The 13502-nt window shown below is 71.3% G+C and carries 11 protein-coding genes; 10 read left to right on the top strand and 1 reads right to left on the bottom strand.

Features of this window, described 5'->3' with window-relative positions; all coding sequences use genetic code 11:
- The first annotated feature begins 185 nt into the window (after positions 1–185).
- The 8 genes from cobA to QWI33_RS10675 all read left to right on the top strand — a co-directional run bounded on the left by cobA (position 186) and on the right by QWI33_RS10675 (position 10996).
- The gene (gene cobA, locus QWI33_RS10710) at positions 186–1379 is read left to right on the top strand and encodes a uroporphyrinogen-III C-methyltransferase (RefSeq protein WP_289955438.1); all 1194 of its coding nucleotides are present in this window, start codon (positions 186–188) and stop codon (positions 1377–1379) included.
- Positions 1380–1608: 229 nt separating this feature from the next.
- A complete protein-coding gene (locus tag QWI33_RS10705; RefSeq protein WP_289955436.1) occupies positions 1609–2700 on the top strand; it encodes a hypothetical protein in 1092 nt (363 codons plus the stop codon).
- 336 nt (positions 2701–3036) lie between these two features.
- Positions 3037–5661 carry a fibronectin type III domain-containing protein gene (locus QWI33_RS10700; RefSeq protein WP_289955434.1) on the top strand — a complete coding sequence of 875 codons (2625 nt, stop codon included), beginning with the start codon at positions 3037–3039 and terminating at the stop codon, positions 5659–5661.
- 67 nt (positions 5662–5728) lie between these two features.
- On the top strand, positions 5729–6709 hold the full coding sequence (locus QWI33_RS10695; protein ID WP_435367557.1) for an AAA family ATPase: 981 nt from the start codon (positions 5729–5731) through the stop codon (positions 6707–6709).
- Between the two features lie 113 nt (positions 6710–6822).
- Positions 6823–8019 carry a DUF58 domain-containing protein gene (locus QWI33_RS10690; RefSeq protein ID WP_289955430.1) on the top strand — a complete coding sequence of 399 codons (1197 nt, stop codon included), beginning with the start codon at positions 6823–6825 and terminating at the stop codon, positions 8017–8019.
- A complete protein-coding gene (locus tag QWI33_RS10685) occupies positions 8016–10172 on the top strand; it encodes a transglutaminase TgpA family protein (protein ID WP_289955429.1) in 2157 nt (718 codons plus the stop codon). The genes QWI33_RS10690 and QWI33_RS10685 overlap by 4 nt, the downstream gene beginning before the upstream one ends.
- Positions 10173–10264: 92 nt before the next feature.
- Complete coding sequence (locus QWI33_RS10680) at positions 10265–10480, top strand: DivIVA domain-containing protein (RefSeq protein WP_289955428.1); 216 nt, start codon at positions 10265–10267, stop codon at positions 10478–10480.
- A gap of 39 nt (positions 10481–10519) precedes the next feature.
- A complete protein-coding gene (locus tag QWI33_RS10675; RefSeq protein ID WP_289955426.1) occupies positions 10520–10996 on the top strand; it encodes a hypothetical protein in 477 nt (158 codons plus the stop codon).
- A 52-nt stretch (positions 10997–11048) separates the two neighbouring features.
- On the opposite strand, the gene QWI33_RS10670 is transcribed toward QWI33_RS10675, so the two are convergent.
- Positions 11049–11708 carry an HNH endonuclease family protein gene (locus QWI33_RS10670; RefSeq protein WP_289955425.1) on the bottom strand — a complete coding sequence of 220 codons (660 nt, stop codon included), beginning with the start codon at positions 11706–11708 and terminating at the stop codon, positions 11049–11051.
- A gap of 246 nt (positions 11709–11954) precedes the next feature.
- Between QWI33_RS10670 and QWI33_RS10665 the strand changes: the two genes are divergently transcribed.
- Together QWI33_RS10665 and QWI33_RS10660 are read left to right on the top strand one after the other, a co-directional pair.
- On the top strand, positions 11955–12365 hold the full coding sequence (locus tag QWI33_RS10665; RefSeq protein WP_289955424.1) for a hypothetical protein: 411 nt from the start codon (positions 11955–11957) through the stop codon (positions 12363–12365).
- Between the two features lie 78 nt (positions 12366–12443).
- Complete coding sequence (locus QWI33_RS10660; protein WP_289955422.1) at positions 12444–13499, top strand: FecCD family ABC transporter permease; 1056 nt, start codon at positions 12444–12446, stop codon at positions 13497–13499.
- The last annotated feature ends 3 nt before the right edge of the window (positions 13500–13502 follow it).

The raw sequence follows: 13502 nt of genomic DNA, 5'->3' as shown, positions 1-13502 counted from the left end.
AAAACTCACGAGGGCCGGCACCGCTTTCCCGAACGCCTCGAACGCAATGCGAGCTCGCATAACTCTGGCCGAATCGCGCATCGCGGGTTTCGCGTAACAGGCTCGCAATCCGCCGGTTAGATGCTCGCGACGAAACGCGCATACGCTTGTCGAGTCTTAACGGGGGAGTGCTGGAGGAGGCACACGTGTCGGTCTACGAGATCGGGCTGCGGCTGCAGGGCAAGTCGGTGCTCGTCGTCGGCGGCGGTTCCATTGCCGGCCGCCGGGTGCCGCGCCTGCTGGCCGCCGGCGCCCGCGTCCTACTGGTCGCCCCTGAGGCCACCACCACGCTCTCCGACTACGCCGCCGCCGGCGAGATCCAGTGGGAGCGGCGCGAGTGGCGCTCGGGCGACGGGGACGACGCCTGGTTCGTGCTCGCCGCGACCGACGCCCCTGACGTGAACGCGGCCGTCGCCGCCGAGGCCGAGGCCCGCCGCACCTGGTGCGTGCGCGCCGACGACGCCGCGGCCTCCGACGCCTGGACGCTCGCGCACACCGAGTTCGACGGCGTCGCCGTGGCGGTCTCCGCCTCCGGCGACCCGCGCCGCGCCGCCTCGATCCGTGACTCGATCGCCGCGGGCCTGCGCACCGGCGACATCGACGCCCCCCGCAGCCGCACCGCCCGCCCCGCGGGCGTGGCCCTCGTCGGCGCGGGCCCGGGCGACGCCGACCTCATCACCCTCCGCGGCCTCGAGCTGCTCCGCCAGGCCGAAGTGGTCGTCTCGGACCGGCTCGCCCCGCAGGAGCTGCTCGACATGCTCGGCGAGGACGTCGAGATCGTCGACGCCGCGAAGCTCCCGTACGGGCGCCACACCACGCAGGAGCAGATCAACGCCGTCATGGTCGAGCGCGCCCTCGAAGGCAAGTTCGTGGTGCGCCTCAAAGGCGGCGACGGGTTCGTCTTCGGCCGCGGCGCCGAAGAGCTCGACGCGTGCCTCGAAGCCGGGGTGCCCGTCGAGGTCGTCCCGGGCCTCTCCTCCTCCATCGCGGGACCGGCCGCCGCCGGCATCCCCGTGACCGAGCGCGGCGTCGTGCACGACTTCACCGTCGCCACCGGCCACGTCCCGCCCGGCCCGCAGAGCAAGGTCAACTGGGCCGCGCTCGGCGCCGGGAACGGCACGATCGTGTTGCTCATGGCCGTCAAGAACCGCGCCGCGATCGCCGCCGCGCTGATCGAGGGCGGGCGGGCGCCGCAGACGCCCGTGCGCATCGTGGAGAACGCGACCACGAAGAACCAGACCGTCCGCAATTGCGTGCTCGCCGACCTCGGTGTCACCGAAGCGCACCACCCGTCCGTCATCGTCATCGGGGACGTCGCCGGGAGGGCCCGCGAACTGTGAGTTCTCGCAGGTAGACCCTGAAATTGCGGCGGCGCCGGAGGTTCACTCCGGCGCCGCCGCAGTTTTACCTGATCCACTCTTTACAAGCCCGACCACAGGCCGTAATATTCGTCCATCAACAGCGCAGCGATCGTTGCGCTAAACCACCGTGGTCACGTTCTGCACCACCGGTGTACTTCCATTCAAGCGGGTGCTCCCGCTGACCCTTTCTGTCCTTTTTGGAGTGTGCATGCGCATTCGTGAGTTCTCCGCTGAGCTCGCTTCGCGGCTCAAAGTCGCCTACGCGGTCCGGAATGTCGACCTGACATCACCCGGGCTGACCCTGGTCGACGGATGCGCGCCCCGACCCGGCCACATCCTGGCCGCACGGGTCGACGCGATCGGCCACCACAACTGGCTCGAGCTCGGCAACGGCCGCAAGGCCGCCATCTACCCCGGGGACGAGATCCTCCTGGCCTTCGGCGAGCGCTACGCGCCCGACCAGTACGAGTCCCGCGTGCCCGAGGTCCTCGGCAGCTCCGTGGACCTCGTCGCCGCCGGCGGCGTCGCGGGCGAGGTCCTCTCGCGCCACGGCGACATGCGCCCGCCCACCCGTCTGGAGCCGCTCGGCATCCTCGCCGACCGCGAAGGCGTGCCGATCGACCTGCGGCGCTACAACGTCCTCGCCCCGTTCGGCCTCGGCGACCACCCGCCCGTGGTGTGCGTCGTCGGCACCTCCATGAACGCCGGGAAGTCCACCACCGCCGCCAGCGTGATCCGCGGCCTGTCGCGCGGCGGCCGCCGCGTCGCCGGCATCAAGATCACCGGCACCGGCGCCGGAGGCGACCCCTGGATGTTCCGCGACTCCGGCGCGGTCGTCGCCGCCGACTTCACCGACGGCGGCTACCCGACCACCGCGGGCATCCCGGTGCCCGAACTCGCCGAACTCGCCCAGACGCTCTACCACCACGCCGCCGCGCACGACGTCGACGCCGTGGTCATGGAGATCGCCGACGGCATCCTCCAGTCCGAAACCTCCGCGCTCCTCGAGCACCCGCTCGTGCGCGAACTCGTCGACGGCGTGGTCCTCGCCGCGGCCGACGCCGCCGGAGCCCGCTACGGCGCGATGCACCTGCGGAGCCTGGGCCTCCCGGTGATCGCCGCCTCCGGCAAGCTCACCCAGTCCCAGCTCGCGATCCGCGAGGCCATGGCGGGCATGGACGCCCCGGTCTACACCCCCGGCGACCTCGCCGAGGCGCACGTGGCCCAGGAGATCCTGGCGCTCGCCGGCGTCGCCCGCGCCCGCCGCGCCGGCGTCCTCGAGCTCGGCGAGGCCGCCTAGCGAAGACCCATGCGAAGACGGCAATCGGCGGCGTCCAGAACGTCGCCGAACGAGAACAGGCAGGCAGACGACCAAGGCGGTGCGTACAACGCACCGCCGCTTTGTGTTCTCAGGACACCATTTGCACTGGCCGTACGCATCGGTAACGTGACCCGCTCAGGCCACTTTGGCCCACCCCGGACCGATACCGTCTTGTGACAATGGCAGCCTAGTCCTAGTTGCGCTGACGAATTAGGCTCGGATTCGTGTGCCGCCCCCGAGGCACCACCAGGGGCCCTTCTGGCGCTCGCGCCCCGAACAACCGGCATAGCTGACCCCGCAGAGGATTTCCCCCTTATGACCATTCGCAACGTCGATGCCCGACGCCTCAATGTCAAGGGCCTGCTCATCGCGATAGGCCTGCCGGTGGTGCTGGTGGGCGCGCTGGTCGCGACCCTGCTCGGCACGGGTGCGTTCAGCCGCGACAGCGAGTTGGAGGATGAGAGCCTGTGGCTGTGGACGACCCCGGCCGGCGAGATCGCCCGGGTCAACGGCCTCACCGCCGCCACCGACGTCCGCTTCCCCCTCACCGACGCGGCCGGCAACGAAGTGCAGATCGTCCAGACCGACTCACACCTCCTCCTGCGGGAGATCGCGTCCGGCAAGGTCTCCGCGATCGACCTCTCCACCCTCGAACTGACCGGCTCGGCCGAGACGGCCCCCGGCGAGGGCGTGCGCCTGGCGCTGGCCGATGAGGGTGCGTTCATCATCGACCAGACGCAGGGCCTGGTGAACCAGGTGGATCCGAGCAGCCTTACGGCGATCGGTGATCCGCTGCAGTTCCCGGCCGGGCTCACCGGCGGTGCGTTCGACAAGTCGGGGAAGTTGTGGGTCGGCGTGCCGCGCGAGGGCACGATCGTGCAGATCGAGCCGAAGGACCAGGGCGCGAAGACGGTGGCGACCGAGGTCGTGGCCGAGCCGCGTCAGGAGCTGGCGCTCACCGTGCTCGGTGACGGTGTGGCGGTGTTGAACTCGACGGCGAAGCAGATGACGACGCTGCGCTCGGATGGGCGCAAGTCGGTGACCGATGTCGAACTGGTCGGACCGGCCGAGACGGCGGACACCAGCCCGGGCACGATCGCCTCGGTCACGGTCACGGACCCGCCGTCGGTGATCACGGTGAACGATGAGGAGTCGAAGCACTTCTCGATCGCGGCGGCCCCGTCGAACCTGCTGGGCGCTTCGGTGGAGTTCCATCAGCGGATCTATGTGCCGGACGGGTCCTCGGGCCTCGTGTGGGTGTACGACCTGGACGGCAAGGAGCTGGACCGGATCGAGATCGACGCGGGCGGCGGCCCGGTGGAGATGTACCACACCGGTGACACGCTGTTCGCGAACGCGGTGAACACGAACGCGGCCGTGGTCGTGTCCTCGGACGGGAACGCCCGGCAGGCCGAGAAGGACCGCGACGACATCCTCGGCGGCAACGCCCCGCCCGAGGACGAGGAAGCGACGGGCGACGAAGGCGACGAGGAGGGCGACGAGGAGTCCGCTCCCCAGATCGGCCCGCCCGGCGCGGTCACCAACCTCCGCGGCACGGTCGGCGACGGCCTCATCAACCTCTCTTGGGACGCCGCGCCGAACAACGGCTCCGCGCTCACCAAGTACACGATCGAAGGCGCTGGCGAGACCTGGGAGATCGCCCCGGACCAGCGGGTCCTGGAGATCGGCGACCTCACCAACGGCACGCCCTACACCTTCACCGTGACCGCCCACAACGCCGAGGGCCAGGGCGACAGCGCCACTTCGCCGACGATCACGCCCTCGGCCGACGTGCCCGACCCGGTCGGCAGTGTCGAGGCAACCGCCAACAAGGACGGCACCGTCACCGTGAAATGGGACGAGGCCAACGGCCAGGGCAACGACGTCAGCGGCTACCAGGTCGAGGCCATCGCCTCCGGGACGCAGGTCGTGGTCGGCCAGTCCGACTCGACCTCCTTCACCGTTCCCGAAGGGGGTGGGCTCGACTACGGCACCCAGTACGTGTTCCAGGTGACGACCCTCGCCGGAGCCGCGGCCTCGTCGCCTTCGGCGCCGTCGAACTCGGTGACGCCGTTCAACGTGCCCGACGCGCCGAGCAGCCTCCTCGCAGAGACCGCGAGCGATGCGGCCGGATCGATCGACGTGACCTGGCAGCAGCCGTCCAACAACGGCCGCGACATCACCGAGTACATCGTCAGGGCCGGCGCCCAGACCGTCTCGGTCGCCGGGAACACTACGACTGCCCGGGTTTCGGGCATCGAGAACGGCGCCACGGTGCCGGTCTCGGTCGTCGCGGTGAACGAGGCCGGCGAGTCCGCGCCCGCCGAGACCACCTCGAACACGATGAGCGAGCCGACCGTTCAGATCAGCGGCCACTCGGCGACCGCGGACTCGATCACCCTGAACCTGACCTCCGATGACGGCGGCGGCGAAGCGACCTGCCAGCTGCTCCGCGACGGCCAGACGCCCGTCACGGAAGGTTCGTGCGACAGCCTCACCCAGAACGGACTGAAGGCCTCGACCGAGCACACCTACACGGTGAAGATCACCAACCCGGCTGGTAGCGCCACCACCGGCAACTACACCGCGAGCACCTCAGTCGTCAACGGCCAGATCTACTTCGGCTGCGACGAGGGCATGGACACGAGGTACTGCAGGTCCGCCGACGGCATCGCCGTCTACTCCGCCGCGACCAACAACGGGGACTCGATCGGGAAGACGCACTCCGGCGACCGGCACAAGGCCTACTGCTGGACCACCGGCAAGTTCGTCGCGAGAGGCGGCCAGGAGAGCGACGGGAACAACGACTACCACCCCGGCAAGAACGACTCCGACAAGTGGATCAAGATCGACTACGCTGCCAATGCGTACGTTCCTTTCGTCTGGATCAACATCGACGGCGTGGACAAGAACTCCACCGGCGACCTCCCGGCCTGTTAGCGAGCGAGAGAGATGACAACCCATGCACGACACCGAGCACACCCATCCGCTGCGAGTGCCTAAGCGCATGCAGCAGCCGGTGACGCTGGGCGCCGCGCATGCCGAGCAGTTCGCGGCGACCTTCGAGGCGCTCGCCGCGGCCGTCGACACCGTCCTGCTCGGCAAGCAGGAGGTCGTGCGGCTGGCGCTGACGGCGATGTTCTCCCAGGGCCACATCCTGCTCGAGGACGTGCCCGGGACCGGCAAGACCACGCTCGCCAGGACGATCGCCGCCGCGGTCTCCGGGCAGTGGCGGCGCATCCAGTTCACGCCGGACCTCCTGCCCTCTGACGTGTCGGGCGTGACGATCTTCAACCAGTCCAGCGGCGCCTTCGAGTTCCACCCCGGCCCGGTCTTCGCGAACATCGTGATCGCCGACGAGATCAACCGGGCCAGCCCGAAGACCCAGTCCGCGCTCCTGGAGGTCATGGAGGAGGGCCGCGTGACCGTGGACGGCAACCCGCACCAGGTGCCGCAGCCGTTCCTCGTCGTGGCCACCCAGAACCCGGTCGAGATGGACGGCACCTACCGCCTCCCCGAGGCCCAGCTCGACCGCTTCCTCGTGAAGCTCTCCGTCGGCTACCCCGTGGAGGCCGCGGAGATCGAGGTCCTGCGCGGCACGCACCAGCGCAGCCCCGAGCACCTGGCCCCGATCGTCGACACCGAGACGGTGGCGCAGATGGCGGAGATGGCGAAGAACGTCTACATCGCCGAGCCGCTGTACGCGTACCTCGTGCAGCTCGCGAACGCGACCCGGAACCACCCGCAGGTGGCCGTGGGCGTCAGCCCGCGCGGCCTCATCGCGCTCACCCGGGCCGCGAGCGTCTTCGCGCTCTCGCAGGGCCGCACGTACATCATCCCGGAGGATGTGAAGGCCCTCGCCGGACCGGTGTTCTCGCACCGCATCCAGACGGCCCCCGACGCGGCCATGCGCGGCATCACCGGTGCCCAGATCGTCGCGGACGCCTTCGACCAGGTGCCCGTGCCGCTGCCGGCCTCGGCGGCATGAGCGAGACCGGTCAGGCCACCGGAGCCGGACCGGGCGAGGTCGATAAGTCCATTTTGTCCCGTCGGAGGCGCGGGCGCCGCAGCGCCGCAGCCGGTTCGAGGTCCGCGTCGCGCGTGCAGAACCTCGCCCTCGCCGTCCCGGTCACCGGACGCGGGGTCGCCCTCGCCCTCGCCGCGGTCGGACTGCTGCTCGCCGGCTGGGTCTGGGGCTACCCGGAGTTCGCGACCCTCGGCGCCGCCGCCGCGCTCGCCTGCGTCGCCGCCGGCTCGGTGATCGCCGCGAGGCCGCGCCTCGAAGTCGAACGCTCCGTCACCCCCGACCGGATCTCCGTGGGCCACACCGCCACGATCCACCTCAACGTGCGCAACGCCGGCCGCTGGCGCGCCGTGAACGCCCGCGCCGTCGACGCCTACGGCGGGAGCGGCCTCGAGACGCGCCGCGTCGCCGTCCCCCTCGCACGCCTGCGCCCGGGCCGGAGCGCCGGGGCGAGCTACGAGATCCGGGCCGAGCGCCGCGGCGTGGTCGACGCCGGGCCGCTCGGCATCGGCAAGCGCGACCTCCTCGGTCTCGCCGCGACCGCAGGGAACTTCGGCCCCACTGCGCGCCTGTGGATCCACCCGCGCCTCCACCAGCTCGCCCGCACCCCGGACGGCCTCGCCCGCTCCCTCGAAGGCACCGCGGACAAGGTCGAGCAGGGCTCGCTCACCTTCCACGCCTTGCGCGAGTACGTGATCGGCGACGAGCTGCGGCACGTCCACTGGCGCACCTCCGCGCGCATCGGCAAGCTCATGGTGAAAGAGCACCTCGACACCTCGCTGCCGACCGTCGCCATTGCCATCGACGACCGCGCCGAGGCCTGGGCCGCCGAAGGCGCGCCGGCCGGGCAGCCCTGGGCCGCGCCGTTCGAGGCCGCCTGCGAGGCCGCCTACTCGGTCCTCACCGCCTGCTTCCGCGCCGAGTACCACGCCGCGCTCGTGCCCGCCTCCGGCGCGGTCGTCTCCGGGGCCGGCCGCGACTCCTACGGCGACCTCCTCGCCGAGCTGAACCCGGACGCGAAGGACTCGCTGAGCACCTACGTCTCCCGCCTCACCGCCGCCCGCTACGGCGACACGCTCGTGTGGATCACCGGCACCGAGCCGCCCACGGACCGCCTCGCGACCCTCAAGCGCGCCTACCCCACGGTGATCGCCGTGCACCTGGCGACCGGGCTCCCGACCTCGGCCTCGCTCGCCGGGGGCGTGCCCACGATCCGCGCCGCCGACGGCGAGCAGTTCGCCGCGGCCTGGAACAACGGCGGGACCCGGCTGTGAGCACGGCGAACACGAACCAGAGGCGGCAGCGCCGCGCCCGCTACCGCCTGCGCGTCGCCGCCGTCGCCGCCTCGCTCACGCTCATGTGCCTGGTCGCCGGCACCGTGGCGGCGCGCGTCTACCACGGCCGGATGCTCCTGCTCCTGGTCGCCGGGGCCGCGTTCGCGGCGTTCGCGATCGGCTTCGCGCTGCGCAACCGGCCCGCGTTCCTCGCCCCCGGCGTCTCGGCCGCGGGCCTGGCCGCCTACCTGCTCGGGGCCATCGCCCTCACGAGCGACGGCACCGACCCGCTCGGCGTGACCGCGGTCGACGCGCTGGTCAACGCCGTGCCGCGGACCTTGACCGCGCTCATCCCCGTCGAGCCCGTGCCCGACACCGTGGTCGTGCCCGTCTTCCTGACCTGGCTCGCGGCGACGCTCTCGTGCGAGTTCGCGATCCGCTACGGCCGCACGCTCCTGGGCTGCCTGCCGCCGACGCTCCTGTACGGCGCGGGCCTGTACCTCGTCGGTCCGAACGCCGACGCGGGCCCGCTCTACGCGATCGCCTACTGCGTGCTCGCCGCCGTCGCCCTGGCGGTGACCGCTGCGCCGCCCGAGCGGCGGCCCGACCGCGACGCCACGGTTGAGGGCCAGGCGCCGTCGCGCACACCCGCCCTCGTGGGCGCGGTCGTCACCACCACCGTGCTGGTCGCGGCGGTCGCGGTCCTCGGCCCGGCCGCGGCCCGGCTGGTCACGACCAGCCCCGGGGACCCGCGCGAGTACGTGGAGCCGCCGCAGCTCACCGACATCGACCTCAACCCGCTCGTGCGCATCGCCGAGTGGGCGCAGTCCCCCGACAAGGAGCTGTTCAAGGCGGACACGAGCGCGGACGCGTGGATGCGCCTCGCCGTGCTCACCGAGTACGACGGCACCACCTGGCAGTCCACCGGCGACTTCCGGACCGCGGGCACCGTGGTGCCGGGCGCGGGCGAGGCCACCTACTCGGCCGACGTCGAGATCATCGGGCTCGGCGGCAAGCTCGTGCCGGCCCCCGCCGATCCCGCGGGCGTCACCGATCTGCCGATCGCCGTGAACCTCGAGACGAAATGCCTGCTCACCCCGGACGGCCTCGCCACGGGCACGAGGTTCCACATCGACGCCGCGCTCGTGGGCAACGATCCGGCCGGCGCCGAGTCGGCCCGGCCCGACCTCTCGGACGCGACCACGGTCGCGGTCCCGCCCGGGACCCCGGAGATCATGGTCCAGATCGCCGAGTACATCAACGCCACCTACGACACGCCTTTCGAACGGGCCCAAGGGCTCGCGGACTTCCTCTCCCAGCACTACGCCTTCGACGCCGACGCGCCTTCAGGCCACGACATGCCCGCCCTCGGGTTCTTCCTCGGCAGCCCGGTGACGGCGGGCGGCCAGCGCGGCACCTCGGAGCATTTCGCCTCCGCGTACGCGGTGATCGCCCGCATGGCGGGCCTGCCGAGCCGGGTGGTGGTCGGTTTCGACGTGCCCTCGGGCGCCAGTACGGTGACGGCCGCGCAGGGCCAGGCCTGGCCGGAGGTCGCGTTCGACGGGCCGGGGTGGGTCCGGTTCGATCCGATGCCTGCTGCGGGGGTCGCTCCGATTCCGCCGGAGGACACGTTGGAGAAGATGGAGGAGGAGACGCCGAGCCCTGAGGAGGCCGAGGGCGGCGGCGGTGAGGCCGAGGACTTCAACGACGAGGCGCTGGAGCAGGACGGCGACTTCAACGAGGAGGCCGGGCAGGAGGACGCGGGCATCCCGCGCTGGGTCTGGTACGCGGCGGCGGCGCTGCTGCTGGCCTGCGTCCCGTTGGCGCTCAAGGCGAGGCGGGCCCTGCGGCGGCGGCGCCGGCTCCGGAAGGGGACGCCGGCCGAGCGGGTCGCGGGGGCCTGGGCCGAGGTGCTGGCGGAGGCCGGCCGGGCGGGTGTGCGGGTGCCCGCGCATGCGAACGCGGAGGAGGCCGCGGTGCGGCTGGCCGCGCTCGAGGCGGATGTCGGGGCGCTGCCGCGGCTGGTGAACGCCGCGGCGTTCGCGCCGGGGGCGGTCTCGGACGCCGACGCGGATGCGGCCGCGGCTCTGGTCGCCCCGTTCTCACGGACAATTCGGCATCAAGTGAATTGGGTGAGGCGTTTCCTCACTTAACTTGTGGCCGTTACGAGTTGTTTCGACCGTCGAAAATTGATCTAGGGCGGGCCGATCCCACTCCGTGGTGTTGACCTGGCAGACTGTGACGTATGGAGAACCCCTTCTTCTCTGTCCGTTTCCGCGGATACGACCGTGCCCAAGTCGACCGTGCGGTGGCCCGCATCAGGCAGGCCACCGATGCCGGCGCGCCTCCGCACCCCGACTCCCTCAAGAACCTCGGCTTCCAGTTGACGTTGCGCGGCTACGACACCAGGGAGGTCGACGAGTACTTCACCGAGGTCGCGAGAACCCTTCGAGGCGGCTAGTCTGGGGGCGTGACCGCGCAGGACCCGTACCAACCTCACATGCAGCAGCCGCCTCAGGCGCCGCCCGTTCCGCCGGTCCACGGCTACCCGCAGCCGCAGCCGCAGCCGCAGTACCAGCACCTTTATCCCATGCAGCCGATGCAGCCCGTCTGGCAGCCGATGGCAGTCCCCGCACCTGTCCTCGTCGACGGCTTTCCCCTCATGTTCCCGCGGCTCAAGCCGATCCCTTCAGGTCCGGCCATCGGTTCGCTGGTGGCCGGGATCGCGGGGATCGGCGGTGCCGTGCCCGGGCTGATCGGCGCGATCTTCAGCCCGTGGGCGGGCCTCACGTTCTTCATGTCCGCGGCGCTCTTCGGCATCGGCTCGGTCTCCCTGGCCGTGTACGCGAAGCGCCAGATCCGGTACGCGCAGGGCGGCGTCTCGGGCAAGGGCATCGCGACGACCGGCCTGATCCTGGGGCTCGTGGCCTGCGGGCTCGCGCTCCTGGTCGGTTTGATCTCCCTGGTCAACGCTTAGGCGACACGGAACGGCGGCCCGCTCGCGTTGAGCGGGCCGCCGTTCCGCGCGTCTAGCAGTAGGTGTTGAAGTGCGACTGGATCGCGCTCTTCTCGGCGGCGTTCACCGTGAGGTCGTACAGGTACTTCACGTGCGTCCAGGCCTTGACGTAGTCGCAGCGCACGGAGGTGTTCGGCGGCATCCACTCGGCGGGGTCCTTGTCGCCCTTGGCGGAGTTGATGGAGGTCGTGGCGATCCACAGCTGCGGCGAGCTGATGTCGTTGGCGAAGGCCTGGCGCTCGGAGGTGCTCCACTGGCTCGCGCCCGAGGCCCAGGCCTCGGAGAGGGCCACGACGTGGTCGACGGTGGCGTTGGAGACCGTGGAGGTCCAGACGTTGTCGAAATCGGACTGCCAGGAGCCGGAGTCGGGCTGGCAGTCGGAGCCGGTCTGGACGTTCGAGCCGTCGCGCTTGAGCACGTACTGGCGGGCGGTGCAGCCGCCGCCGACCGAGGACCAGTGCGGGAAGAGGTCGCGGTCGTAGGAGTCGCCGTTCGACTCGTTCGCGACGGTGAGCTGGTTGAGTTCGGACTGCGCGGTGGAGAGCGAGGGGATGCCCGGGGGCCGCACGGCCTCGGCGGGGGCGGCGTCGAGCACGATCACGGAGAGGACGGCGAGCGAGGCGGCCGCCGCGAGGGCGAGGGCGCGCTTCGAGACGCGTTTGACTGCAAGCATGGAGGCTCCTGTGGGGGAGTGACCGGCGGTTTCAGGGGGACGGGCGGGAACGGCGCACGCGAATGCGATGTTCACTCGTGAATCATCGAATCATGGGATGTCAACGCCGCGCAAGGGGCGAAGTCAATCTTTTACCCACAGGACATTGCATACTTACGAAATCATCCCGATGTGGACATCCAGGCGCGCGCGACCCGCGACGCGCAAGTCCGGTTTCGCGCGTGGACGAATGGGTACGATCGCGGCATGACGATCAGCGGCACCGAATCGCGCCTCGACGGCCTCGCCCTCACCTACCTGCCCGAAGACCTCGGCACCCCCTCGGATTTCGTGACCGAATGGGAGGGCGTCGACTGCACCCAGCGCGTATGGGAGACCGAGATCGAGCCCGGCACGTGGCGCGTCGACCTCCAAGTGCAGGTCATGCGCGCGCCGCGCCTCAAGGACGGCCAGGCCCTCAAGGGGTTCCTCGCCGAGTACCACGAGCGCGGCGACGACTGGAGCCCGAGCGCCTTCGGCGACGACGGCTTCGCGAGCGAGCGCGAGATCGCCCGCCTCATCGAGCCGGGCCTCGCCGTCGAGGTGCGCGACCCGTTCGAGCGCAAGGGGTTCGAAGCGGTCAAGGCCGTGGCCGAGGGCATCCGCTACCCCGAATGACCTGCGCCTTCGAGAGTGCAGATCACATTCCGCATTCGGCGCTTTCCCATTAGGTTAGGCTCGCCTATGCTCTAGGGCGTGCCCGTCGCCCGACTCCGACCCGCCCGGACCGCGCGCGGGGCCCGCAACCGGGCCCTGCCCGTCGGGGCCTCCGCGATCGCCTTGGGGCTCATCGTGATCGCCTCGCTCGCGATCGGCGCCCGCGACCTCACCCCCGTCGAGGTCTGGCACGGCCTCACCCGCACCGACGCCATCGCGGCGGCCGTCGTCTGGGAGCAGCGCGTCCCCCGCACCGCCGTCGGCCTCCTCGCCGGGGCCGGCCTCGCCGTCGCCGGGGTCCTCATGCAGACCCTCACCCGCAACCCCCTCGCCGACCCGCGCATCTTCGGCGTCGCCGCCGGCGCCAGCCTCGGCGTGGTCATCGGCCTCAGCGTCCTGGGCCTCACCGGCATCGGCCAGTACGTGTGGCTCGGCATCGCGGGCGCCCTCGCCGCCGGACTCATCGGCTACGCCGTCTCCACGGTCGCCGCCCGGAACACCGGCGGCGGCACCGTCACCTACGCCCTGTGCGGGGCCGCCCTGGACGCCAGCCTCTCCGCGATGGTCTACGCCGTGCTCGCCACCGACGTGCACTCCTTCGACCAGTACCGGTTCTGGGCCGTCGGCTCCCTCGCCGGACGCGACGCCGAAGTCGCCTGGGGCATGGCCCCGTTCCTGCTGGGCGGCCTCGTCCTCGCACTCCTGGCGGCCCGCGGCATGGACGGCCTGCAGCTCGGCGCCGAAGCCGCCGCCGGCCTCGGCCACCGCGTCGGCCTCACCCGCGCCACCGCCGCCGTCACCGTGGCGCTCCTGACGGGCGCGGCCGTCGCGGCGGCCGGCCCGATCGGCTTCATCGGCCTCGCCATCCCGCACCTCGCCCGATGGGCGGTGGGCGCGAGCCACCGCGCGCAGATCGCCCTGAGCCTCATGCTCGGTCCCTGCATGCTGCTGACCGCCGACGTCATCGGACGAGTGATCGTCCCCGGCGAAGCCCCCGCGGGCATCATCTGCGCCGTCATCGGCGCACCGCTGCTCATCGTGCTGGTCAGGCGCGCTCGCCAGATTTACGGCTCGCAAGCTTCGAGGGGACGGTGACGG

The organism is Glycomyces tritici, assembly GCF_030403505.1.
The sequence above is the reverse complement of the archived record's forward strand: the minus strand, read 5'-3'. Positions and strand labels throughout refer to the sequence as shown.